This window comes from Serratia sp. NCCP-200, from assembly GCF_059697885.1.
The window spans coordinates 33,416-57,392 of the sequence record NZ_BAAKUJ010000003.1 but is presented as its reverse complement, the minus strand read 5'-3'; the positions used below and the strand labels follow the sequence as shown (position 1 = coordinate 57,392).

20 protein-coding genes are annotated in these 23,977 nt (G+C 56.0%); 4 read left to right on the top strand and 16 right to left on the bottom strand.

The genetic code is table 11. The features are described from left to right. Positions 1 to 583: 583 nt before the first annotated feature. Genes hypE through hybO form a run of 11 tightly spaced genes read right to left on the bottom strand, consistent with a single transcriptional unit; the run spans position 584 to position 10,290 of the window. Positions 584 to 1,612: a hydrogenase expression/formation protein HypE gene (gene hypE, locus AC6HVW_RS10320; protein ID WP_071680555.1), complete on the bottom strand. Its 1,029-nt coding sequence runs from the start codon at positions 1,610 to 1,612 to the stop codon at positions 584 to 586. Then, positions 1,612 to 2,727, bottom strand: a complete 1,116-nt coding sequence (hypD, locus tag AC6HVW_RS10315) for a hydrogenase formation protein HypD (protein ID WP_071680556.1) — start codon at positions 2,725 to 2,727, stop codon at positions 1,612 to 1,614. The genes hypE and hypD overlap by 1 nt, the downstream gene beginning before the upstream one ends. Then, complete coding sequence (gene hybG / locus AC6HVW_RS10310) at positions 2,714 to 2,989, bottom strand: hydrogenase maturation factor HybG (protein ID WP_024486886.1); 276 nt, start codon at positions 2,987 to 2,989, stop codon at positions 2,714 to 2,716. Before hybG ends, hypD begins: the two co-directional genes overlap by 14 nt. After that, complete coding sequence (hypB, locus tag AC6HVW_RS10305; protein ID WP_059200483.1) at positions 2,989 to 3,954, bottom strand: hydrogenase nickel incorporation protein HypB; 966 nt, start codon at positions 3,952 to 3,954, stop codon at positions 2,989 to 2,991. The genes hybG and hypB overlap by 1 nt, the downstream gene beginning before the upstream one ends. A 19-nt stretch (positions 3,955 to 3,973) precedes the next feature. Further along, positions 3,974 to 4,315: a hydrogenase maturation nickel metallochaperone HypA gene (gene hypA / locus AC6HVW_RS10300; RefSeq protein WP_021804778.1), complete on the bottom strand. Its 342-nt coding sequence runs from the start codon at positions 4,313 to 4,315 to the stop codon at positions 3,974 to 3,976. Then, a complete protein-coding gene (gene hybE, locus AC6HVW_RS10295) occupies positions 4,316 to 4,801 on the bottom strand; it encodes a hydrogenase-2 assembly chaperone (protein ID WP_071680557.1) in 486 nt (161 codons plus the stop codon). It abuts the gene before it with no gap. After that, positions 4,785 to 5,285 carry a HyaD/HybD family hydrogenase maturation endopeptidase gene (locus AC6HVW_RS10290; protein ID WP_071680558.1) on the bottom strand — a complete coding sequence of 167 codons (501 nt, stop codon included), beginning with the start codon at positions 5,283 to 5,285 and terminating at the stop codon, positions 4,785 to 4,787. The genes hybE and AC6HVW_RS10290 overlap by 17 nt, the downstream gene beginning before the upstream one ends. Next, positions 5,285 to 6,979: a hydrogenase 2 large subunit gene (gene hybC / locus AC6HVW_RS10285; protein ID WP_071680559.1), complete on the bottom strand. Its 1,695-nt coding sequence runs from the start codon at positions 6,977 to 6,979 to the stop codon at positions 5,285 to 5,287. The genes AC6HVW_RS10290 and hybC overlap by 1 nt, the downstream gene beginning before the upstream one ends. Then, a complete protein-coding gene (hybB, locus tag AC6HVW_RS10280) occupies positions 6,957 to 8,156 on the bottom strand; it encodes a Ni/Fe-hydrogenase cytochrome b subunit (RefSeq protein ID WP_021804782.1) in 1,200 nt (399 codons plus the stop codon). Before hybB ends, hybC begins: the two co-directional genes overlap by 23 nt. Next, positions 8,143 to 9,153, bottom strand: a complete 1,011-nt coding sequence (gene hybA / locus AC6HVW_RS10275) for a hydrogenase 2 operon protein HybA (RefSeq protein ID WP_071680560.1) — start codon at positions 9,151 to 9,153, stop codon at positions 8,143 to 8,145. Before hybA ends, hybB begins: the two co-directional genes overlap by 14 nt. A gap of 3 nt (positions 9,154 to 9,156) precedes the next feature. Continuing rightward, entirely contained in the window at positions 9,157 to 10,290 is a 1,134-nt protein-coding gene (gene hybO / locus AC6HVW_RS10270) for a hydrogenase 2 small subunit (RefSeq protein ID WP_071680561.1), read from the bottom strand. Positions 10,291 to 11,348: 1,058 nt separating this feature from the next. Here hybO and ynfF point away from each other — a divergent pair. Together ynfF and AC6HVW_RS10260 are read left to right on the top strand one after the other, a co-directional pair. Then, positions 11,349 to 13,787, top strand: a complete 2,439-nt coding sequence (gene ynfF / locus AC6HVW_RS10265; RefSeq protein ID WP_071680562.1) for a selenate/tellurate reductase subunit YnfF — start codon at positions 11,349 to 11,351, stop codon at positions 13,785 to 13,787. A 563-nt stretch (positions 13,788 to 14,350) separates the two neighbouring features. After that, on the top strand, positions 14,351 to 14,590 hold the full coding sequence (locus AC6HVW_RS10260; RefSeq protein WP_071680563.1) for a hypothetical protein: 240 nt from the start codon (positions 14,351 to 14,353) through the stop codon (positions 14,588 to 14,590). Here the strand turns inward: AC6HVW_RS10260 and AC6HVW_RS10255 are convergent. From AC6HVW_RS10255 to AC6HVW_RS10235, 5 genes are read right to left on the bottom strand one after another with little or no spacing between them, the layout of a single operon-like run. After that, entirely contained in the window at positions 14,587 to 15,723 is a 1,137-nt protein-coding gene (locus tag AC6HVW_RS10255; protein WP_071680564.1) for an alginate lyase family protein, read from the bottom strand. The genes AC6HVW_RS10260 and AC6HVW_RS10255 overlap by 4 nt on opposite strands. 12 nt (positions 15,724 to 15,735) lie before the next feature. After that, on the bottom strand, positions 15,736 to 16,830 hold the full coding sequence (locus AC6HVW_RS10250) for an ABC transporter ATP-binding protein (RefSeq protein WP_071680565.1): 1,095 nt from the start codon (positions 16,828 to 16,830) through the stop codon (positions 15,736 to 15,738). 10 nt (positions 16,831 to 16,840) lie between these two features. Further along, a complete protein-coding gene (locus tag AC6HVW_RS10245) occupies positions 16,841 to 17,680 on the bottom strand; it encodes a carbohydrate ABC transporter permease (RefSeq protein ID WP_497569381.1) in 840 nt (279 codons plus the stop codon). 9 nt (positions 17,681 to 17,689) lie between these two features. After that, positions 17,690 to 18,577, bottom strand: coding sequence for a carbohydrate ABC transporter permease (locus tag AC6HVW_RS10240; protein ID WP_071680567.1), 888 nt, complete (start codon positions 18,575 to 18,577; stop codon positions 17,690 to 17,692). A 49-nt stretch (positions 18,578 to 18,626) separates the two neighbouring features. Continuing rightward, positions 18,627 to 19,919, bottom strand: coding sequence for an ABC transporter substrate-binding protein (locus AC6HVW_RS10235; RefSeq protein ID WP_497569380.1), 1,293 nt, complete (start codon positions 19,917 to 19,919; stop codon positions 18,627 to 18,629). 523 nt (positions 19,920 to 20,442) lie between these two features. On the opposite strand from AC6HVW_RS10235, the gene AC6HVW_RS10230 reads away from it, so the two are divergent. Together AC6HVW_RS10230 and AC6HVW_RS10225 are read left to right on the top strand one after the other, a co-directional pair. Next, positions 20,443 to 21,663, top strand: a complete 1,221-nt coding sequence (locus AC6HVW_RS10230; protein ID WP_071680837.1) for an alginate lyase family protein — start codon at positions 20,443 to 20,445, stop codon at positions 21,661 to 21,663. A gap of 26 nt (positions 21,664 to 21,689) precedes the next feature. Further along, complete coding sequence (locus tag AC6HVW_RS10225) at positions 21,690 to 23,708, top strand: heparinase II/III domain-containing protein (RefSeq protein WP_071680569.1); 2,019 nt, start codon at positions 21,690 to 21,692, stop codon at positions 23,706 to 23,708. Positions 23,709 to 23,977: the final 269 nt, after the last annotated feature.

The window sequence follows — 23,977 nt, the reverse complement described above, 5'->3', positions numbered from 1 at the left end:
GCTATCGCGATCAATCTTTGTCTCCCTCACCCCAACCCTCTCCCCAAGGAGAGGGAGCTGATTCGGTGCCGTGGTTGAGTACCGCGACCGACCTGTTGTCTTCAGCCATGATCAGGTGACTCTCTGCAACTGAAGCGAACTCGGTCGGTCCCCTATCCCTGCGAGAGAGAGCTAATTCGGTGCCTTGGTCAGCTATCACGATCAATCTGTATCTCCCTCACCCCAACCCTCTCCCCAAGGAGAGGGAGCTGATTCGGTGCCGTGGTTGAGTACCGCGACCGACCTGTTGTCCTCAGCCATGATCAGGTGACTCTCTGCAACTGAAGCGAACTCGGTCGATCCCCTATCCCTGCGAGAGAGCTAATTCGGTGCCTTGGTCAGCTATCGCGATCAATCTTTGTCTCCCTCACCCCAACCCTCTCCCCAAGGAGAGGGGGCTGATTCGGTGCCGTGGTTGAGTACCGCGACCGACCTGTTGTCCTCAGCCATGATCAGGTGACTCTCTGCAACTGAAGCGAACTCGGTCGGTCCCCTCTCCCTGTGGGAGAGGGTTAGGGTGAGGGGCAACACCACAACCAAACCACTAGCAGATCCTCGGCAAAGGCTCATCCAGCGGCAAATCCAGCCGACGGGAAACCCCGAACAGCCCGGTGAGGCTCACCTGCTGGCGCTCGGTGGTATGGCCAATCACCGCCGCATCGCGCCCCAGCGGATGCCGATGCAGAGCAGCCAATACTTCCGCCTCAGCCTCGGGCGCCACCACCAACACCAGCTTGCCTTCGTTGGCAAAGTTGAGCGCATCCAGCCCCAGCAGTTCGCAAATCCCCCGCACCGCCGGTTTCAACGGCAGTGCCGCTTCGGAAATCGCCATGCCACAGCCGCTAGCAGCGGCAAACTCATGCAGCACCGCCGTCACGCCGCCACGAGTCGCATCGCGTAAAGCTCGCACTCCGGCAATCGGTAACAATGGAGCAATCAGCGGAGCCAACAGTGCGCAATCGCTGCTTAATTCACTCTCCAGGCCCAGCCCTTCACGCAGATTCAGAATGGTTGCGCCATGATCGCCCAAGGTGCCGCTGACGATAATGCTGTCACCCAGGCGGATGTTAGCGGCCCCCCAGTGGACGCCAGCCGGGATGGTTCCTAACCCGGTGGTATTGATAAAGATTTTGTCTGCCGCGCCACGGGGCACCACTTTGGTATCGCCGGTCACAATCTGTATCCCGGCCTGCTGCGCCGTGCTGGCCATCGACTGGACGATGCGTTCCAGCGTGGCATACGGCAACCCTTCCTCCAGGATCATGGCGCAGCTCAGATAACGCGGCTGGGCACCACTGACGGCTACGTCGTTAGCGGTGCCGCAAACCGCCAGTTTGCCGATATCACCACCGGGGAAGAAAATAGGATCGATAACGTAACTGTCGGTCGATACGGCCAAACGATCGCCCGAGATGGCGAGCTCATCCAGTGAGATTCGTGCCTGATCTTCCCGCGCATTTAACGCCGGATTGGCAAAGGCGGGCAGCATGAGTTCTTCAATCAGGGATTGCATGGCGCGGCCACCGCTGCCATGGGCCAGGGTAATTTCTCGCCCGTTGTTCACTTCACGCATTATGCGGTCTCCCTGCGATACTGATAGTAAGCCGAACAGGCCCCTTCTGAGGACACCATCAAGGCACCAAAGGCGTTCTCCGGCGTACATTGCTTGCCAAACAGCGGGCAGGCATCCGGTTTGCAGCGCCCGGTCAACACTTCACCACAGCGCGAGCGCGGATCGTCCGCTACCCGCTGCGCCTGCGGCTTAAACCGCAGTTCGGCATCAAAATCCGCATACTCCGGTTTGATCTGCACACCAGAGTGGGCAATCTCGCCCAGCCCGCGCCATTCGCTGCTCTCTTTCAGGCCAAACACCTCTGCCATCGCCCGCTGAGCCAGAAGATTGCCCTGTTCGGGCACGATGCGCCGGTATTGGTTTTCTACCGCGCAGCGGCCATCACGCAGTTGCTCCAGCAGCATCACCAAACCTTGCAGAATGTCCAACGGCTCAAAGCCGGTCACCACCAGCGGCTTATGATAATCCGCAGCGATGAACTGATAGGGTGCGTTGCCGATCACCATGCTCACGTGGCCCGGTGCCAGGAAGCCGTCGATGCGCACATCGGGCTGCTGCAACAGGCTGCGTAAGGTGGGGATCAGGGTGATATGCTGGCAAAACAGGGTGAAATTGCTCAACTGGCGCTGGCGGGCTTGCTGCAACGTTAAGGCGCTGGCGGGCATGGTAGTTTCAAAGCCCAGGCCAAAAAACACCACTTCGCGCTGGGGGTTATCCGCCGCCAGCTGTAGCGCATCCAGCGGCGAATACACCACCCGGATATCAGCACCACGGCGGCGAGCATCCAGCAAAGACCCATTGCGGCCAGGAACCCGCATCGCATCACCGTAGGTGCAGAAAATCACCTCCGGATGGGCGGCAATCTCCAGGCAGCTATCAATGCGCCCCATCGGTAATACGCAAACCGGGCAGCCGGGGCCGTGGACAAACTCCAGGCTGTCCGGCAACAGTTGGTCAAGACCGAACTTGAAGATCGCATGAGTGTGGCCACCGCAGACTTCCATCACCTGTAGCGGCAGGCGCTGCGACTGGGGGATGGCTAACATCAGCGTTTCGATGCGCCGTAACAGCGCCTGGCATAACGCCGGATCGCGGAATTCATCAACGTAGCGCATTGGCATCCTCGTCATCCCGTGCCAGCCCGACGGCGCGCATATGCTGCAATGCTGCCAGCGTTTCCAGCGCTTCCTGTTCATCGAGCAGGCTCATGGCAAAGCCGACGTGCACCAACACCCACTGGCCGATCAGCTCCTGCGGTGATCCTTCACAGACCAGCGCAATATTGATCCTGACCGCCACACCGCACACGTCGGCCCAGGCCAGTTGGTGGATATCCTCCCCGACTGCGGTCACCTTACCGGGCACACCGAGGCACATTATTGTTCTCCCAGCCAGTTCAGCCAGAGATCCATTCCCTCACCGCTGGTGGCCGACAACGCGATCACCTGGATGGACGGATTAACCTGACGGGCAAAGGCGATGCAGTTTTCCACCGAGAAGTTTACATAGGGCAGCAGATCAATCTTGTTGATGATCATCAGCGTAGCGGCGGCAAACATATGGGGGTATTTCAACGGCTTGTCTTCCCCTTCCGTCACCGACAGCACCGCGACCTTGTGCCGTTCGCCCAGATCGAAGCTGGCCGGGCAGACCAGGTTGCCGACGTTCTCGATAAACAGCAGGCTGTGATCCTGCAAATCCAGGCGGTGTGCCGCGTCGTGTACCATCTGCGCGTCCAGATGACAGCCCTTGCCGGTATTAACCTGAATAGCCGGTACGCCAGTGGCGCGAATACGCTCGGCATCGTTAGTGGTTTGCTGGTCGCCCTCAATCACCGCGCAGGGTAATTTGCCCGCCAATCGTTCCAGCGTGGCCGTCAGCAAGGTCGTTTTGCCCGAACCGGGGCTGGAAACCAGGTTCAGTACCAGAATATGTTGCGCGGAAAAGTGTTCGCGGTTGTGGGCCGCCAGATGGTTGTTCTTGCTCAGGACGTCCTGTTCAATCTGCACCAGACGGCGCTGCCCGATACCCGGTGCATGGCTGCCCGCCTCGCCGTGCCCATAGTGCAGGTCTTGCGAATGTGGTTGCACCTCTGGCGTAAAGCGTTCCGCCGCAGCGACACCTGCGTAATGGTGATGCACATCGCCCTGGTGGTAATAGTGATGGTGATGATGGATCACCACGCCTGCCGGTGCTTGATGTTCCCCGTCGTGGTGGTGATGATGATCAGGATGATGGTGGTGAGCATCATGATGGTCGTGATGATGGTGGTCGTCATGGTGATGATGTTCATCACCTTCGATGGTTTTTTCGCCACTGGCGCAACCGCAAGTCGTACACATCGTTATTCACTCCTCAAAATTATTCCACTTCCAGCTGCTTTAACCGCAGGCTGTCACCGCTCTCAACGCGCAGTTGGTGGCCGCCGCACTGAGGGCAACCTTCATCATGTTGTTCAATCTGCACGCTCATGCTGCAACTCCAGCACCAGGCGCGGGCCGGTTGGTAGTCCAGCAATAGCTGGCACCCCTCTGCCAGCGTATGGCGGGATGCCGAGGCGAAACTGAAACGCAGCGCGTGCTCTTCAATACAGGAGAGCGCCCCAATTTCCAGCCACACCGCCGTCACCCGTTTAGCTCCGTGCTGCCGAGCCTGCTGCTCTATCAATTCCATCGTGCTCAGGCACAGGCTGATTTCATGCATCTACGCCGTTCTCTGTGACAGACCAAATAGCGCCCTGCGCCCGGGATTACTAGGGATGTTGCCATCCACCACCGGTAGCGAAAGCGCCATCCGCGCGCTCTGTTGTGCCAACGCCAGCGCCTGCTCGGCCCCCAGATGGCGATCCAACGGAGACATCAGCGAACAGGCCAGGTATTGCCCGCAACCCGCAATCTCACCGACGATAAACCGCACGCTGCCGCAAGGCAGGCTCAACGCCAGCTTGTCTCCCACCGCATAGGGTTGCCAAACCTGTTCAGGACCGGGCAACACCAGCAGGCTAAGCATCCACGGCGTGAGAATGGTGCCGACCCACTGCTGTTCAAACAGCTGAAAGCCACAGGCACGCACCGGGATTTGCTGTTGGAAAAACGGCAAATCCTGCATCTCACCGTCGGCGATCGCCTGAAAGGCGGTTTCCAACCGCGCGCTGGGGTTGAGCTGAAAACCGTTAGTCACAGTCTGCATTGGCCACCTCTTTTGGCTCCGCCACCACGCCGCTCTCTTGCAGCGCCAGCAACACCTGGGCTAACGCTGGTTCAATCGCCTGGCTGACCACGGCGCTCAGACCAATTCCGGGCTCCAGCGACTCTGGCACCACGCCCACCAGGGTGAGCCGACGGGGAAACTCATCCGTCAGCCGCAGCGCCATCAGCACATCGGAAAGCCCAAGTTGATGGGGCGAAACCTTACGGGTAAACAGCGCCGGGATCTCTTCGTCATACAGCACGGCAACGCTGCCCGGTTTGGCACCGGTCAACACCGCATCCGCCACAATCAGATGATCGCGATCGGCCATCATTTCCATCAGTTCCATCCCCGAGGTGCCGCCGTCCAGCAGCTCAACATGGGCCGGTAAGCGATAGCGCTGCTCAAGGGCTTCGACGATGCGCACGCCCACCGCTTCATCGCCCAACAACAGATTACCTATGCCTAATACCAAGATTCTCATTACAGCACCTTGACCCTGGTCACTTCATTGCCAGTGGTGTCTACAATATGTACCGCACAGGACATGCACGGGTCGAACGAGTGGATAGTTCGCACCACCTCCAGCGGTTTGCTCGGATCGGCCACCGGCGTACCAACCAGCGAACGTTCGTAAGGACCGGGTTCATCGTTAAAGTTGCGCGGCCCGGCGTTCCAGGTTGAGGGCACTACCGCCTGATAGTTGGCGATCTTGCCGTCCTTGATCACCACCCAGTGCGACAATGCACCGCGCGGAGCTTCGATAAAGCCCACGCCCCGGATTTCACCGGTCAACGGAATATTCGGTGGGATAAAGGTTTCATGGTCGCCGCTGCCAATATTGCTCACCAACGCCTGCCACTGCTGGCCCAGGGTTTCATGCAGCACACAGGCATGCACCGTGCGCCCGACAATGCGGCCCAGGGTCGACGGCAGTTGATCGGCAGTTAGCGCTTTGCCGGTCAGGGCCTGGTAGCGACTGTTGACCTTGGCAAAATATTTCTGGGTTGGTGGATGCTCGGCTTGCAGGGTACACATCAGCCAGGCCAACGGCCCCATCTCTACCGCTTTGCCGTAGAAGGTTGGCGCTTTTACCCAAGAGTATTTGCCATCTTCCTGCCAGCCGGTGTAGTTAGGCCGGGTCAGCCCTTCCCACGGTGCCAGCGGTTCATCGTCCTGATACCAGGCGTGCTTGCCGCTCTCCTGAATGCCCTTGATCAGATACTCATCACGCTGGTTGGCGATCGGACGGAACTTGCCGTTCTCCAGATAGCCACCCGGCATCAGGAACTGGTCGCCTTTACGATCGATCGGCAGCTCCGGCACGCAGAGATAGCAGTCTGAGCCTTTGCCGAGGGTTAGCCACTCAGGGTAATGCGCCGCGATCACCGCGCTGTCCACCAGATAAACCTGCTCGATAAAGTCGCCCAGGCGATCGATAAAGGTTTTCAGGTACATCAGCCGCTCGAGGTTCAACACGCTAGGGGCATCGAGGTTGATCGGGTTAGCCACCCCGCCCACCGCCAGATTCTGAATGTGCGGCGTTTTACCGCCCAGTATTGCTACCACGCGGTTGGCATCACGCTGACATTCCAGCGCCTGCAGATAGTGGGCAACGGCGATCAGGTTAATCTCCGGCGGTAACGCCATGGCCGGGTGCCCCCAGTAGCCATTGGCAAAGATGCCCAGTTGGCCGCTGGCGACCAGATCCTTGATCTTCTGCTGCACCCGGGTGAACTCTGCAGCGCTGTTCAACGGCCAGCTAGACAGGCCACTGAGCAAATCGGCAGCCTTCTGCGGGTCGGCCTTCAGCGCCGAGGTGACGTCCACCCAGTCCAACGCCGAGAGCTGGTAGAAATGCACGATATGGTCGTGAATGCTGTGGGCGGCCGCAATGATATTGCGGATGTATTGGGCATTGACCGGGATCTCCATCCCCAGCGCATTTTCCACCGTCCGCACGGAGGCTAACGCGTGAATGGTGGTGCACACGCCGCAGATCCGTTGGACGATCATCCACGCGTCACGCGGGTCGTTACCTTGCAGGATCTCTTCCATTCCGCGCCACATGGTGCCTGAGGACCAGGCTTTAACCACCTTGCCGTCTTCGATTTCACAGTCGATGCGCAGGTGGCCCTCAATACGGGTGACGGGATCAATGGTGATGCGTTGGCTCATGCTCTACCTCTAACTGGTTGTTTTCATTCTTGTGTTGATGCGCAGGCAGCACCGGTAACAACCGGATCAACAGGATGTACGCACAAACTTCAATTGCCACAAAGCCGATGGAGATCAGCAGTTCGCTGGCCGTCGGGAAATAGTGGTAGCCATTGCCAGGGTCGTAGGCCAGCAACGCGTAATTCAGCCGCCAGAACGACGCCCCGCAGACCATGCTCAGCGCCCCGAGAAACAGCAGGCGTGAGTTGCGGCGGTTACGCTTCCAGCGGAACATCACCAGCGGCACCAGCATCAACAGCGTTTCCACCCAGAACGAGATGGCAAAGCGATCGAGATGCCACAGATAGTCCGTTTTGCCGCGCCAGATCAGTTCCCCAAAGCGCAGCACAATAAACAGCAGTAAGAACCCATCGATGATGTAGGTCATGCGGGCAAACAGCGGCGTTTCCTCCGGCCCTTTGCCCCGCAGCCCGGCCTGCACCAGCGAGCCTTCAAATATCACTATCGAGAAGCCCAGTATCCCCGCCGTCAACAGCGAGAACAGCGGCAGCATTTCGTAGCTTTGCCACAGCGGGTGGATTTTGATCCCCGCAGCAATCATCAGCGACCCCATGGAGGACTGGTGCATGGTTGGCAGCAATGCGCCAAGGGCGATCACCAGGAACATCACCTTGTTGAGCCGTTTGAGCGACACCTTCCAGCCCAGCCGCTCCAGCAGCGCCGGGGCAAATTCCAGCGCCACGATGCCCACGTAGATCGTCATACAGACCGCGGTTTCAAACAGCACCGACGAGGTGTTGAAATGGCCGGGAATATAAAAGTAAGGCAGGTTCCAGTAACGGCCGACATCGATGGTGATCGACAGCCCGCCCAGCGAATAGCCGAACAGGCTGGCTAACAGCGCAGGCCTCACCAGCGGGTGATATTCCCCCCGGTTGAACACATACACCGCCCAGGCCAACGCCCAGCCGCCGCAGGCCAAACCGGTGCCCACCAGCAGATCGAATGCAATCCAGATACCCCAGGGGTAGCCGCCGTTCAGATCGGAGACATCGCCCAACCCCAACACCAGACGTTTGAGGATCAGCAACAGGCACAGCACCACAAAGGGTGCCAGCATCATCACCGGCCAGCTCACCAGCCGCCCGCCGAGTGGCTGCGTTTTATGCGTCGTCATGTTTATCGTCCTTCTTGTCCTGACGCTCGTTTCGCTGGTTGCGCTGCACCAGGAAGGTGATCCCGGCCAGAGCGGCAAACGGCAACACCATACCTTTGTACAGCGTGTGCTGGATATGCTCGGAACGCGCACCGGTTGACAACGCCTCCAGCGCTGGCAAACCGAGATCCTCGAAAGGCACACCGGTCAGCACTAGCACCTGCGTTCCGCCGCCCTCATGTTCGCCATACAGATGCGGTTGATAATGCGGCACCGGATGTTCGTAATGGTCGTTGCCCTGTAGGGTTTGGCGTGGGTAACGGTAATTCTCACCGGGCTTGCTGGCCAGACGCTGCTTGGCTTCGGCCATTAACTGCTCGCGCGTGCCAAAAATCACCGCCCCGGTTGGGCAAACCTCGACACAGCCTGGCAGCCCGCCCTGATCCAGCCGGGCCACGCCTTTCTGGTTACAGAGCTCGCATTTGTGGATCTTGCCGAACGGGTTGTCGTAGTCGTATTTCGGCACGTTGAACGGGCAGCCCACCATGCAGTAGCGGCAGCCGGTACAGACATCCGGGTTGTAATGCACGATGCCGGTTTTGGCATCTTTATGCAGCGCCTGAACCGGGCAGACAGAAACGCAGTTGGGATCGACACAGTGCATGCACTGCTTTTTGATATAGGCGTAGCCGTTGTCCACCTGATCTTTGTGCTTGCCGTCTCCGCTGGTCCACACCTGAATAATGTTGTTGGTGTAAGGGCTGAGCTTATCGTTGTTCGACCAGGTCGCTTCGGTACCCGCGTAGGCATAGGTTTCGCCATGCGGTTCATCGGTATGGTTGATACGTTGGCATTTGCTGACACAGGCCTGGCAACCCACGCACAGGGTTGAGTCATACAGCATGCCCAGCGAGTTGGGGATGGGCAGCTTGTTCTCCGGCCCGGCCTGCGCCGCAGGGGCAACCCCTGCCAGCATCGCGCCACCGCAGGTCAGTTTTAGAAAGTTACGTCGATTCACGGCTTACTCCTTGCTTGGCGGCTGCTCGTCGTCTTTACGCTGCGTTTTCTGCTGCCGCCCCAGCTCTTTCACCGCCATCAGGCTGACACCGGCCACCAGGCCGACCACGCCGCCAAGCAATCCCATCGCCGTTGGGCTGACGTGGCCCCCTTCCGGACTGAGCACCCCGGGTTTGGCGTTTCGTGGGGTAGGATTTTCGACGCTGGCCAACTGGGCGATCCCTTTGGTAAAACCGATGCCCTCCTCGTTACAGCCGTAGCATGGATGGCCGATCCCGACCGGCCAGATGCCACCGCCCACGTCGCAGAACTCCAGCGTTGAGCAGTTGCCGTATGTTTCAGGCCCCTTGCAACCAAGGTGATACAGGCACCAGCCCTGCCGATGGCCGTCATCACCAAACTGTTTGGCAAAACGCCCGGCGTCAAAGTGCGGGCGGCGCTCGCAGTTTTCATGGATCAGACGGGCATAGGCGAATTCGGGGCGATTCTTCGCATCCAGCGCCGGTGGCCGTTGGTAGGTGATGATATGGGCCACCGTCGCCAGGAAGTTGTGCGGGTTGGGCGGGCAGCCGGGGATATTGATGACGGTTTTGCCGGGTAAAATATCCTGCAGGCTGACCGCGCCGGTCGGGTTAGGTCCGCTGGCCGCGACGCCGCCCCAGGCGGCACAGGAACCGATGGCGATCACCGCAGCGGCGTGCTCCGCCGCATTACGGATATGCTCAACGATCGGCTTACCGGCCACCATGCAGTAGACGCCGCCATCCTTCATCGGAATGGAGCCATCGACCACCAGCACGTATTTCCCTTTGTATTGCTCAATCGCGCGGTGCTTGTTTTCTTCCGCCTGTTCACCGAATGCAGCAGAGAGGACTTCGTGGTATTCCATGGAAATCACGTCAAGCAACAGGTTCTCGATCGTTGGGTGAGTGGCCCGTAACAAGGACTCCGTACAGCCGGTACATTCCTGAGCCCCGATCCAGATAACCGGTGGCCGCTGTGGCGAACCTACCGAGTCGGCTATTTCGGCGGCGGCTTTGGTGCTGAGCCCCATGGTGGCGGCCAGTGCCGCACATAACTTCATAAAATCGCGGCGATTCACGCCATCCCGGAAAAATGTTTGATTTTCCCTTATCATTATTATCTATCCCCTGTTGATGACCGACATGCAAGCCCGTAAACACAGTATGCGGGTGGTTAATATATTGTTATTTTCTGGCTACCCTGAGTTGATCTTTATCAACCTTTGCTGAGGTAACAGTTAATATTTGCGTAACATGAGAAAAATCGCTTCAGCAAAAAATATTTTTCTTGCATATTTATCTGGCTGGATTTATTCGCGCACGTATTTAAATAACAATAACTCTCATTACCTTTTAAATTAAAAATCCTAATCCCGTTAAATAAGTCGCCAAGCAAACAACAAGAATAATAATGTATTCACATGCGTCGTTTTGTAACAATTAATATCTCCCCTGCCTCAGCATAAGCTTTACGACACAATCAAGCGTGATGAGTATAGGAAAGCCCGGGGCAGGAAAACACGTAATATGCCGTTTTAGTTTATAATTTTATTGCAGAGTCATCAGCGGGGCCTTGCTTGCTAACGGTGTTGCAGGATGTCGACCTTTTACCGGGTTTTTCCTACTACTGCGACGGCTGGCGGGGATTGGTCATCATGCAATCCATCGTGAATTAGTCAATGAATGACTTTGCTAATCCCTCTGACTCGCGCGTGCCGGAGGGCTTATGTTGCACGAGGCCATAACAATATTGTATCGACGCTGGATTTAAATCACCAACCTCCCCTAATCATACCAACCAAATATGCTATAGATTGAGTCCTTGGACTGAACATAGCGCTTGCTGTTTTGAAAAAAAAAAGCAACCAACCCGCTTTATTCTCTTGCGAAAAGCTAAAACTTGACCTCAAGCAAACTTCATCTACCCCGCGCACGAGTATACTTATTAAGAGGTAATCTAATTATCAAGCTGACAGATAACTTTGCATAGCTAATATTACCAATGCAACTTCATTAATACAGACGGCTTTATTCTCGACAGATTAGCACTTTTAATATATCACACCGCAATTGCCTGGCTTTAAACGTCTTGCCAAGAGACATCATGGGTTAATAACAAACCAGCCATCAGGCGTTATCGGCAGCGAAATAGACCAGCACAGGGAGCACTATCATGAACGATAACCACAACCCGGACCTGCTTCATCACCCGTTCAGCCGCCGTAAGCTAATCAAAACCGGCTCGGCTACCGGCTGTTTACTGGCCGCCACTTCGGGGCTGGTGCTGCCCTTCCGTAAAACCGCTGCCGCCGAGCCGTTGCCAAATGCCCAACTACCGGAAGACAAGGTGGTCTGGAGTTCTTGCACCGTAAACTGCGGCAGCCGCTGTGCGCTGCGCCTGCACGTGCGGGATGACGAAGTATACTGGGTGGAAACCGACAACACCGGCAACGACCAATATGGCAACCATCAGGTGCGGGCCTGCCTGCGCGGGCGCTCTATCCGCCGCCGTATGAACCATCCGGACCGGCTGAAATACCCGATGAAACGCGTCGGCAAACGCGGCGAAGGCAAGTTCAAACGCATCAGTTGGGAAGAAGCGCTGGATACCATCAGCGGCCAGTTGAAGCACACCCTGGCGCAATACGGTAATGAAGCGGTGCACGTGCTGTACGGCACCGGGGTCGACGGCGGCAATATCACCAACTCCAACGTGCCTTATCGCCTGATGAACTCCTGTGGCGGCTTCCTCAGCCGCTATGGCAGCTACAGCACCGCGCAGATCACCGCCGCCATGCCCTATCTGTACGGCGCACAGCAGGGCAACAACCCGGATGATATCGCCAACAGCAAGCTGGTGGTGCTGTTTGGCAACAATCCGGCGGAAACCCGCATGAGCGGTGGTGGCGTGACCTATTATCTGGAACAAGCCAGGGCAATTTCTAACGCCAAGATGATTGTCATCGATCCGCGCTATACCGATACCGCCGGTGGCCGTGAAGATCAATGGGTGCCGATCCGCCCAGGCACCGATGCTGCGTTGGTTGCGGGCATCGCACACGTGTTGATCAGCGAAAACCTGGTGGACCAGCCGTTCCTGGATAAATACTGCGTAGGCTATGATGAAACCACCCTACCCAGCAGCGCGCCAAAAAACGGTCATTACAAAGCCTATATCCTCGGCCAGGGTGACGATGGTATCGCCAAAACGCCAGAGTGGGCGGCTCGTATCACCGGGATACCGGCCAACACCATTATCCAACTGGCGCGCGAAATCGGCATGACCAAACCGGCCTATATCTGCCAGGGCTGGGGGCCACAGCGTCACGCCAACGGTGAACAAACCGCCAGGGCCATTGCCATGTTACCGATCCTGACCGGTAACGTCGGTATCAACGGCGGTAATACCGGCTGCCGCGAAGGCAGCTTCGATCTGGGCGTAGAATGGTTCGACATGCTGACCAACCCGGTACAGACCAAGATTTCGGTGTTTACCTGGACCGACGCCATCCTGCGCGGCCCGGAAATGACCGCCAAGCGTGACGGCATCCGTGGCAAAGACAAGCTGGACGTGCCGATCAAGTTTATCTGGTGCTATGCCAGCAATACGCTGATCAACCAGCATGGCGATATCAGCCGTACCCACCAGATCCTGCAAGACGACAGCAAGTGTGAAATGATCGTTGGCATCGAACACTTTATGACCTCATCGGCCAAATACTGCGACATTCTGCTGCCCGATCTGATGCCAACCGAGCAGGAAGACCTGATTTCTCATGAGTCCGCAGGCAATATGGGCTACGTGATCCTGGGCCAGCCCGCCACCACGCGCAAGTTTGAACGCCGCCCGATTTACGAGATCCTTTCCGAGGTGGCCAAACGGGTTGGGCCACAGGCCGAAGCGACCTTCACCGAAGGACGCAACCAACAGCAGTGGATTGAATACCTGTGCGAGAAAACCCGCGAACGCAACCCGGAGATGCCAAGCTATCAAGAGATGAAAAGCGCCGGTATTTATAAGCGCAAATGCCCGGAAGAGCACGTGGTGGCCTTCAAGGAGTTCAGAGAAGATCCGCAGGCCAACCCGCTGAAAACGCCATCGGGCAAGATTGAAATTTATTCCGAACGGCTGGCGGAGATCGCTGCCACCTGGGAGTTGGCGCCAGAGGATGTGATCCATCCGTTACCGGTCTATGCCGCCGGGTTCGAAGGTTGGGAAGATCCGCTGAGCAGCCAATATCCGTTGCAGCTGTTTGGTTACCACTACAAGGCCAGAACCCACTCCAGCTACGGCAACATTGACGTGTTGCAGCAGGCTTGCCCGCAGGAGGTGTGGATCAACACGCTGGATGCGCAGGCGCGCGGTATCAAGAACGGCGATCGGGTGAAGGTCTTTAACGGCCGGGGCGAAACGCAGCTCCAGGCGAAAGTCACACCGCGCATTATGCCCGGCGTCACGGCGATGGGCCAAGGTGCCTGGCTGGCGGCGGATATGTTTGGCGATAAGGTCGATCACGGCGGCAGCGTGAATATTCTGACCCACCATCGCCCTTCCCCACTGGCCAAGGGCAACCCTCAGCACACCAATCTGGTGCAGATTGTGAAGCTGTAGGTGATTTGGGGCATATACGCGTGACCCTTACTCTGCCGGTTACGGTATTTAAGCCGTTTTTTAGTTCGGTGAAAAACGTGCACCTCAATACCATTCCTAAAGCTCCAAATGCTATCCACCAACCGACGAGTGCAAAATCGATGGAAGAGACGCTGAATGCAACGATACCTACGGATAAAAAGAATCACATATTTGTCATTGTCATCGATGTCTCTGGAGAAATCCCCTGAATATCTGAATCGCGGCTTTTAAAACAGCCACACCCTGAGCCCGAGGCAGGTGGGGGTCATGCAGGTTAGCCGACCGTTGAGCGCATGGACGCGCGATACGAGCCCCCAGGGATGGGTTCACGGCGTGTCGGCGTTCTGTATGACCCCCACCTGTAGCACCATTAGTCGCAGCAATTTGGCTCAACAGCTGAGCATTCATCTCCGGTGCAAAGAGATTATCTACTCATATGTGATTTAGCTTAAAACTGTCACTCGATTGTTGCGTCAGCCTAGAACTAAACGCATTCTCTGTGTTATTACTAAAACTCAATAACAGTTATTGAAAGGCATTTTATGTCTGAGACTCGTACTATCACCTCCACATTGCCGATTGAAATGACACAACGGATTGATGCATGGGCAGAGACAAGTGACAGCAAACGCTCCTGGCTGGTTCGAGAGGCTTTCGATGCCGTGGATGCAGGTCAAATTATTCCACATAGCGCCATGGTTATCTGGGCTGCGTCTCTGGTAACGGATAATCCCCTTCCGCCCCCAGAACCACAGAAATGCCATTTCCCAACGGACACCTAACAACACCACATCAGCCGTTCGCGTAAACCGAGCGTTTCTTCCGGGAAATTCTCCAGCACCGCTTTATAGCGTGGAGCATCCTGCGGGTAACCACGGATCGATTGCAGCAGCAGCCGCAGCGCGCTATCCCAGACAATCCCCTGCAAATCGCTGTACGGCCAAAGTTCCGGATCGGCGATAAACGGCACCAGATAGTCGATCCCCAGCTTGACGCTCCTACCGTCACGCACCTCGTTCCAGCGATCGAACTCCACATGCTCGGCATAACGGTTCAGCAACAGATGGGCTTCCAGGTTAAAGAGCGAATAGTGGAACGGCACCGGCCGCTCCAGTTCCATGGTCTGCTTGCCATCCTGGTCGATCTGCGCCGCCATCCGCTGGGTGATACCCTGCTGGATAATCCGCGCCACCAGCCCTTTGTCACCATAAAACAGCGCGTTCACCGCGCGCTGCGCGTCATACCAGGTGCCATGATTGTTATGCCACACATACTCGGAATGGCCGACCTCGCTGTGGTACATCCAGTGGTTAAAATCCCGGAACCACTGATGCAGGCCGATAATATCGTCGGTATCCAGCACGCCCGCCGGACTGATCAGGCCAATGGTGTCGATCACCATCCACATCAGCCGCGTGTCGATAAGCCCCGTGCCACGCCCAGAAACAATCCCCGGTATCGCCTGGCCGTAGTTCAGGTGCGGGTTCATCAGGGTTTCGCCATTGAGAAACCAGCAGCGGATCTGTTCGGCGGCAGCCAGCGCATAGTTGCGCTGGCCGGTGAAGTACCAAGCCAATCCCAGGGTCAAACAGCGCTCACACATACGGATGATCCGCGTGGTGTCGGTATCATTATTCTGACACTGCGGATTGGTATGTCCATCACGCCGAATATAGGGCAACCCGTTGGGCCGCCGTGGGTTCGGCCACCAGTAGGTGCCCAGGCTGTAATAGTCATGGGGATCGCCGCTGACTGGCCGCAGCTTTTTGTTGACCACCGTTTCCAGCGGCTGCCTGCGCAGCTTGTCGGCATCGCTCACCAGTTGACTCAAGGCAGCCTGTAGCGGCGAAAAAGGCTGCTGCAACCGACGTTGAGCACTCTCCAGGCAGCCGATGTCCAGGGTATACAGCTTCATCCATCCCTCCTGTTAACTGGCACGGTAAGGCACGCGCAGCCCGCTTGCTGCGTCAAAAATATGGATCCCGGCGAGCTTTGGCTGTAGCCAGACTGTCTCCCCTTCCTGCACATCAAGACGCTGCTTGAACACCGAAGTGAAGGCACCGCCGCCGGTGTTGCAAAACAACTGCATATCCGAGCCGGTATTTTCGATGGCGGTGATGGTCGCCTGCAACGCCCCGTGCTGCTCGCTCTCGCCCACCACGTTAACCTGCTCTGGGCGAATGGCGTACACCACCTTTTGCCCCGCCTGTACCTGCAAGCCCGCAGGCAGGCGCAGATGCGAATCATCCGCCAGACGCAGCAGAGTTTCATCGCCTGCTATCACAATTTCACCCTTTAACTGATTGATTTCCGGCGAGCCAATAAACCCGGCCACAAACAGGTTAGCCGGACGATCGTACAGCTCCAGCGGTGTGCCGACCTGCTCAATGCGCCCATCGCGCAGCACCACAATCATCTGCCCCATGGTCATCGCCTCGATCTGATCGTGGGTGACGTAAACCGCGGTGGTTTTCAAGCGACGGTGCAGCTCACGGATCTCACCACGCACCTGAGTACGCAGTTTGGCATCCAGGTTAGAGAGCGGCTCGTCGAACAGGAATACCTGTGGGTTACGCACAATGGCCCGCCCCATCGCCACCCGCTGGCGCTGACCACCGGAGAGATCCTTCGGTAACCGATCCAGCAACACTCCAAGCCCAAGCAACTCCGCTGCATCTTCGACCTTGCGGTTAATCTCCGCTTTCGGCAGTTTGGCCATTTTCAGCGCGAAGCCCATGTTTTCCCGCACCGACATCTGTGGGTAGAGCGCGTAGCTCTGGAACACCATCGCAATATCCCGCAGTTTGGGCTCTACGTCGGTGACGTCCTTTTCATTTATCGCGACCGTACCGCCGGTGATCTCCTCCAGCCCGGCAATCATCCGCAACAGCGTCGATTTACCGCATCCGCTAGGGCCCACCAACACGCAAAACTCGCCTTCCGGGATAGTCAGAGAGACGTCTTTGATGACGTGCACATCGCCATAAGATTTACAGACATTATTCAGTACCACGGAACCCATAGGTCGCTCCTTATCCTTTTACCGCGCCGGACATAATCCCGCGGTTGAAATGTTTTTGCAGGCCGAGATAAACGATGATGCTAGGCAGCATCGCCAGTAAGGTGATGGCAATAAAGATGTTCGGGGTGATGCTCTCGTCGGTGCGCAGCGTGCCGAGGATCACCGGGATAGTGTTCAGGCTGTCGCGGTTGATGACGATCAGCGGCAGTAGATACTGGTCCCAGATCATGATGAAGCCGAAGGTCACCACCGTCCCCAGCGCCGGTTTCACCAGCGGTGAAATCACGTGGAAGAAAATCTGCCATTCGTTGGCCCCATCGATGCGCGCCGCCTCTTCCAGCTCTTTGGGGATGGCGGCCATAAACTCGCTAAGCACAAAGATGGAGAACGCCCAGCCCACTACCGGCATGATCATGCCGAGATAGGTGTTGTAGAGCGAAGCGTCGATCACCGGCAACTTCCAGTTGATGATCATATACAGCGGAATGGCGATCACCTCTTCCGGCAGCATCATGGTGGAAAGGATCACCAGGCTGACCAGCGACACGCCAACGAACTTCTTACGTGCCAGCGCATAGGCTGCCAACGCGCTGACCGACACTTGCAGAAGGGTGCCAAAGAACACCACCACCATCGAGTTCAACAGGTATTGCCAAACGCCAATGTCGTTCCAGGCAAAGATAAAGTTTTCCAGCGAAAACTGATTCGGCCACGCCAGCAGTTCCCCCGGTTTGACCGGTGCGCCGCTGAACGCGGTGGCCACAATGCCCCAGAACGGGCCGACAAATACCACCAGCAGCAGGGCGTAAATCATCCAGCGGCCAAAGGTATCCCAACGTTTACCTGACATGAGGGCTCCTTAATAACGTGCGATGCGTTTTTTCAGCGTGAGATGACAGATGGTCAACAGCACGGTGAAGGTGAACAACAGGAACGACACCGCCGAGGCATAGCCGTAATCAAACTGCTCAAAACCGAGCTTGTAGATGTGCGTCATGATCATTTCGGTGGAGTTGGAAGGCCCGCCGCCGGTGGTGGCATACACTTCGGCAAACACGCGGAACCCACGGATAAAGGAGAGCATCAACACCACGGAAAGCGCCGGGATCATGCCTGGCAAAGTCACATAGCGCAGGCGGTTCCACCAGTTGGCACCGTCAACATTGGAGGCGTCATACAAATCGCGGCTGATACCAGCCAATCCGGCGATGAAGATCACCATGTTGTAGGGGATCGCCTTCCAGATATGCAGCAGCATGATCACCCATAGCGCCTGATCGGAACTCGCCAGGAACCCCTGATCGGCCACGCCAAACCAGCTCAACACCTGGTTCATCACGCCGTTGGGGGTCGGGTTGAACAGGATGCGCCACATTTCGGCGACGATGGCCGCACTGGTGACCGCTGGCAGGAAGATAGCGGTACGGATAAAACGCAAGTGGCGCGCCGGGCCTTCAAGCAACATGGCCAGGAAGAAAGCCAACACCGCCGCCACCACCATCGTGACGATGACATAGAGAAAGGTATTGAACACTGCCGCATGCAGTTCGGCATCCGCAAAGGCGCGGGAGAAGTTGGCAAACCCGACCCACTCGTTCTGTTGATTAAAGTTCACCTTGTAGAAACTCATCACCAGGCCTTGCAGCATTGGGATGAACTTGAACCAGGTAAAAATGATCAGGGCCGGGGCCAGGAAGATCCACGGCACCAGGTTCCGTTTCTGGCGGGAAGTTAACATCGTTATCATCGCTCTGTAGGATTAACAAGGCACCACACCACCGCGGTGCCCAGGAGGATCACTCGGCCAGCACTTGTTGTTTGGCCAGTTCGGCGTTGACCTTGTCGTTGCTGGATTTCAGCTCTGCAGCGATATCGCTGTTGCAGTCCGCCAGGATGCGGTTAAAACCATCGGCCGTGTTCTGGCGGATTGGCGTCCAGTTCGGTACCTGCGGCACATAACGGCCCTGGTCGGTATACAATTTGGCAAAGGTGGCCCAGCGAGCATCGTCGTACACGGATTGGATATCGACCTGCTGGTTCACCGGCAAGCGCACCACCGGCATATTCTTGCTGCCCTTGCCCATGCCGATCTCTTGCCCTTCTTTTGAGATCATAAATTCGATGAACTGGCGGGCGGCCTCTTTCTTCTGGCTGCTCTTCATCAGGAACACCGTGGTCCCTTCCGCCAACGTGGCCCCATTTTTCGGCCCCTGCAGGGCAACCACTTCGAAGCTATCCTTGCCCGGATCTTTATCAAACAGCGCGATATGATAAGGCCCGCTAAAGAACATGCCGGTCTGGCCGGAACGGAACGAAGGGATCACATCGGCGGTAGTGGCGTTGATGGCACCCGGCTGCACGACTTTTTCGCACAGCATGTTGCGCATAAACTGCAGGGTTTCTGCCGCCGCAGGCTCATCAAGCGAGGCTTTAAATTTGCCTGGCCCCGATTCACGGATAAAGTCACCACCGGCCTGCCACAGAAATGCACTCATAAACCAACTGGCATAGCCACGGGTGGTGGACGCTGGTAGCAGAAAACCGTAGGTATCGTTTTTACCGTTACCATCCGGATCTTGGGTGGTGAAGGCTTTGGCCAGCGTGGCCACGTCCTGCCAGGTTTTCGGCTGTGGCAGCCCCAGTTTTTCACGCCAGTCTTTACGCACAAACAGGGCGAAGGTCTGCGCAGAGGTTGGCACGCCGTAGTATTTACCATCGGTATAGCGGGTACTTTCCCAGGCGATTGGATAGAGGTTGTCATGCCCGGCAATGCTCTTCGGCTCAATCTCCTCAACGATACCGAGCTGGATAAACTGCCCGATAGCGACCGCATCGTTGAAGATCAGGTCCGGTAAGGCGTTCCCAGCAGCGGCACGGGCCAGGCGTTGTTCGAAATCGGTGGTGGCGTTGAAATATTCAATCTTGATGCCGGTTTTCTTCTCGAAGGTTTCGGCCTCTTTAGTATAAATATTTTTTGAATCGTTACTGGCACGGATCCAAATATTAAGCGTTTCTGCTGCATAAGCCTGTGTGACGCCCAAGCCAAGCGCAGATAACAACAATAAGGATTTAATTTTGCTAACGGACATTTTATTCACATCCTTTTTTTAAGAGGTTTGATAATCACGAAAATGGAGTGAACCAGGGTATTGGGTATTTTAAATGAGTGCCCTGCCATTAAATCGAATGCCCTTTTTAAATACAACGCCATAAAATAGAAATCGTGTTTCAAAATTGAAAAATTTGCTGTTGATCACAGCAAAAAGTGACAAAAAAAGTGACGATGAATATTAGTCATTTAAAAACAATCAATTATAAAAATACAGATATTGTGTAAAAAATCAAAAAACGTTGATAAAGGCGGTTTTTCGTGATCGATAGCGGGTTTTTAACCTCAATTCACGCTGAGGAGGTTAAATTTGATGCGTATCACAAAAAAATATCCTTCTTCTCTTACACTGCGTCATCACCGGCTTGAAACATTGTTTCAATTTATAAAATCATTTTAAAAAACTAATCATCTTAACCAGCCGTTTAGCTGGAAAATATTAAACACCTACAATTAATAACACTATCCTCAGATGGACGGAGAAAATCATGCTGCCGATTAAAATGGCTTTATTACCCCGTTTACCCTTGCTGGCATTAACGATTGCTGCATTATTCCATACGGGCGGATCGTCTGCCGCCGAGGGGCACCCGCAGATCGTCAAACTGGATGACTTGCAGTACAGCCAACAGCAGTTGGCGGCAAAAACCCCGGCGTTTGTCGGCGCCTATAACAAGTTGATCGCCTCTGCCGATCGCGCCCTCAAGCAACCGCTCTACTCCGTCATGGACAAAAGCCTGACCGCCGCCAGCGGCGACAAGCACGACTATTACAGCTTCCCGCCTTACTGGTGGCCAGACCCAAGTAAAAAAGACGGGCTGCCCTATATCCGCAAAGATGGCGAAACCAACCCCGCTGCCAACAGCGATGCCACCGATAAAAAACGCCTGGTCGCCATGAGCAACGATGTCTCTAATCTGGCGTTGGCGTGGTACTTCAGCCAAAACCCGGCCTATGCGCAGAAAGCTCGCGAACAGCTGGTGAACTGGTTTATCAACCCGCAAACCCGCATGAATCCAAACCTGCAATATGCGCAGGCTATTCCGGGGATTAACGATGGCCGTGGCATCGGCCTGATTGACAGCCGCGCGCTGGTGGAGGTGATTGACGCCATCGAACTGCTGCGCCCGGCCAATGTCATCAGCGACAAAGAGTATCAGCAGCTCAAACAGTGGTACGGCGATTTCTACCGTTGGATGACGACCAGCCAGAATGGCTTTGAAGAGGACAACTGGCATAACAACCACGGCACCTACTTTGACCTACAGGCCGCCTCATTTGCCCTGTTCAGCGGCCAGCTCGCCGAAGCCAAACAAAGGCTGCAAATCACCCAACTGCGGCGCATTGCCAACCAGTTTGATAATCAGGGTCGCCAGGTGGCCGAACTGGAACGCACCCGCCCATGGCATTACAGCAACTTTAACCTTGAAGCCTACAACAAGCTTGGCCGCCTGGGAGAAGTCACCGGCGTTGATGTGTGGAACTTCAGCCTGGACGATCACAGCCTGCGCAAAGGCTACAGCTATGTTGCCGGGTTTGTGAACAGCGAAACGCCATGGCCGTGGAAAGATATCGACAAAATGGATCACAAAAAAGCCTTGGTCAATATCGTCAGCGCCGCCCGCGCCTGGCCGGAAGACCCGGTATTTCGTGAAAAGGCACAGTGGCTGATGGCCAGCTACCCCGACGATATCACCACGCTGATTACCCCATTAAAACCTTAAGCTCCGGGAAGAAGGATCCACAGCTAATGAAGCAGTTCACCACGCAACAACTTATTGCGTTGCGAGATCGCGCGGCCAGGCAACCTTTGGTCATTGAGCATCTGCTGGCGGAAAACGCCGGGGTACTCGATACGCCGTTACAGGTGCCAGCTACCGCCGTCGCTACCTGGAATCTGTATTACTTTTGCCCGGATCACGGCGTACGGCTAGCCTGGCGGCACGACTCACCCAAGGTCCATTGCTGCCCGGTAGACGGGCGGCGCTTTAGCGGTGAACCTTATGATGGTGCGTGGTGGCGCGAGATGAACGGCCTGAATGCCAAAGCCTGCCGCCAACTGGGGCTGTTGTGGCAGTTGACCGGTGAACAACGCTATCTGGCTAAGGTGCGCGATATTTTGCTGCGCTACGCCCAATTTTATCCAGACTATCAGGAGCACGGCGGCATCCCCTACAACGGGCCAGGCAAGATGAACGCCCAAACCCTGTGTGAAGCCAACTGCCTGCTCGACTTCACGCTAGGCTATGACTTTATCTGCGAGGCGTTAACTCAGGAACAACGTCATTTTATAGAAGAAAGATTGCTGCGCTGCGGTGCAGAGTTTCTGATGGCGTACCGCACGCCGCAGTTGCATAACCATGAGGTGAAGATTGGTAGCGCCATCGGCGTGCTGGGATTTATTCTGCAAGACGAGGCGCTGCTGGAGTTTGCCGTCAATCAGCCTTATGGGTTGCGCTATCAGCTTGAGCACGGGTTGTTCGCTGAAGGGTTATGGTTCGAGGGTTCGATTCATTACCACTTTTATGCGCTGCAAGGGTTTCTGGCGTTTGAAAAGCTGGCGCTAGGCAGCCGCTGGAGCCTGCTGGCCGCGCCCTACTACCGAAAAATGCTCAGTTTCCCACTGCAACTGTTAATGCCGGACGGCAGTTTTCCACGCATTAACGACTGCATTTATGGCCAGGAACGCCTCGATCACCACGATATCTACGAATTTGCCTGGTCCTGCTATCAGCAAGAAGAGTATGCCGCCGCGCTACAGGCCATCTACCGTGTTACTCCCCGCACCAATATCGATGCGCTACTCTACGGGGCCGAGTTACCAGAACAAACGCTCAACGTGATCCCCCAACAGCATCTGCACGCGCCAGATTGCGGCCTCACCATCTGGCGCGATCCGGCACAACGGCGGGCATTGCTGGTGAAACACACGCCCTATGGCGGCGAACACGATCACTACGATCGCCTTAGCCTGATTTTGTTCGACCACGGTAAAGAGATCTTGCCCGATCTCGGCACCACCGGTTATGGCGCGCGGATGCACTACGCCTACTACAAAAACAGCGCCACCCATAATACGCTGACGGTCAATCAGGCTAATCAACCGCCAGCGATCCCGCAGGTGCGGCATTATCATCAGAGCGAGTCTTTTTGCTGGCTGGATGTAGAGGTCGATTGGCAGCAAAGCCCGCCGGAGTTGGATAGCCATACCCGGGTGGAATGGGATAGCCAGGCCTATCGCGATATTTGTTTCCGCCGCCGTTTGCTGTGGCTGCCGGGGGCGCTGATTGATATCAGCACTATCGCCAATCCGCATCACCAGCAGCTCGATTGGACGCTGCATCTGCAAGGCAAAGCGCTGGATGCGGTGGGTGAAAAAGCCCCCTTTAGCCAGCAGGGGCCGCTGACGATAATGCGCGATGCCCTGGTAACACCGCTGCTCAACAGCCAGCCGCGCCATTTTGCCACTTCCCGTAAAGGGCAGGCGCTGTGGCTGCATGGTGATGCGATGCTGTGGCAAGGCTATGCGCCAGCCAACCCGGCGGTGACCGATTTAAGCTATCTGACATTGCGCAGCCATCAACCGCAGGCGGAGTTTATTGGCGTATGGGATTTTGACGATCGGCAGCCAATAACCGATATGCATGTCTGCCGGGACAACGGTGGTCTGCGTATTCAACTGCGGCGCGGAGAATTAATGCTGACGGTGGAGGTTAGCGACGGTAGCGACTCGCTACCGCAATGGCATACAACGCAAGGTGCGGTATGACTGCGATTTAACCATCAAAACCACACCAAGGTTGGCCCCAAACTGATTAACCGTTATGGGGCCAATCTTTTGCCTTGATTAGGCTGGCAATCATTTTTCTTTCGATATTCTGGCCACTATCTTACGCACCGCGTTGTAAACCAGATCGACCAAACGGTAGCAACCTAAAGGTATGACGAAAATAAGGAGTGCCTTAGTAAGCCATGAAGGGAGTTCGATAACAGAAACAGCTAAAATGCCAACGCAATAAAACAGAGGGTTTATAATGA

What these genes read in the sequence shown, in the direction of transcription:
- AC6HVW_RS10240 (WP_071680567.1), bottom strand. Translation starts at nt 18,577, where the DNA reads ATGATAACGATGTTAACTTCCCGCCAGAAACGGAACCTGGTGCCGTGG.
- hypD (WP_071680556.1), bottom strand. Translation starts at nt 2,727, where the DNA reads ATGCGCTACGTTGATGAATTCCGCGATCCGGCGTTATGCCAGGCGCTG.
- hypB (WP_059200483.1), bottom strand. Translation starts at nt 3,954, where the DNA reads ATGTGTACGACTTGCGGTTGCGCCAGTGGCGAAAAAACCATCGAAGGT.
- hypE (WP_071680555.1), bottom strand. Translation starts at nt 1,612, where the DNA reads ATGCGTGAAGTGAACAACGGGCGAGAAATTACCCTGGCCCATGGCAGC.
- AC6HVW_RS10260 (WP_071680563.1), top strand. Translation starts at nt 14,351, where the DNA reads ATGTCTGAGACTCGTACTATCACCTCCACATTGCCGATTGAAATGACA.
- hybG (WP_024486886.1), bottom strand. Translation starts at nt 2,989, where the DNA reads ATGTGCCTCGGTGTGCCCGGTAAGGTGACCGCAGTCGGGGAGGATATC.
- hybC (WP_071680559.1), bottom strand. Translation starts at nt 6,979, where the DNA reads ATGAGCCAACGCATCACCATTGATCCCGTCACCCGTATTGAGGGCCAC.
- ynfF (WP_071680562.1), top strand. Translation starts at nt 11,349, where the DNA reads ATGAACGATAACCACAACCCGGACCTGCTTCATCACCCGTTCAGCCGC.
- AC6HVW_RS10230 (WP_071680837.1), top strand. Translation starts at nt 20,443, where the DNA reads ATGGCTTTATTACCCCGTTTACCCTTGCTGGCATTAACGATTGCTGCA.
- hypA (WP_021804778.1), bottom strand. Translation starts at nt 4,315, where the DNA reads ATGCATGAAATCAGCCTGTGCCTGAGCACGATGGAATTGATAGAGCAG.
- hybB (WP_021804782.1), bottom strand. Translation starts at nt 8,156, where the DNA reads ATGACGACGCATAAAACGCAGCCACTCGGCGGGCGGCTGGTGAGCTGG.
- hybE (WP_071680557.1), bottom strand. Translation starts at nt 4,801, where the DNA reads ATGCAGACTGTGACTAACGGTTTTCAGCTCAACCCCAGCGCGCGGTTG.
- AC6HVW_RS10235 (WP_497569380.1), bottom strand. Translation starts at nt 19,919, where the DNA reads ATGTCCGTTAGCAAAATTAAATCCTTATTGTTGTTATCTGCGCTTGGC.
- AC6HVW_RS10245 (WP_497569381.1), bottom strand. Translation starts at nt 17,680, where the DNA reads ATGTCAGGTAAACGTTGGGATACCTTTGGCCGCTGGATGATTTACGCC.
- hybO (WP_071680561.1), bottom strand. Translation starts at nt 10,290, where the DNA reads ATGATAAGGGAAAATCAAACATTTTTCCGGGATGGCGTGAATCGCCGC.
- AC6HVW_RS10290 (WP_071680558.1), bottom strand. Translation starts at nt 5,285, where the DNA reads ATGAGAATCTTGGTATTAGGCATAGGTAATCTGTTGTTGGGCGATGAA.
- AC6HVW_RS10255 (WP_071680564.1), bottom strand. Translation starts at nt 15,723, where the DNA reads ATGAAGCTGTATACCCTGGACATCGGCTGCCTGGAGAGTGCTCAACGT.
- AC6HVW_RS10225 (WP_071680569.1), top strand. Translation starts at nt 21,690, where the DNA reads ATGAAGCAGTTCACCACGCAACAACTTATTGCGTTGCGAGATCGCGCG.
- AC6HVW_RS10250 (WP_071680565.1), bottom strand. Translation starts at nt 16,830, where the DNA reads ATGGGTTCCGTGGTACTGAATAATGTCTGTAAATCTTATGGCGATGTG.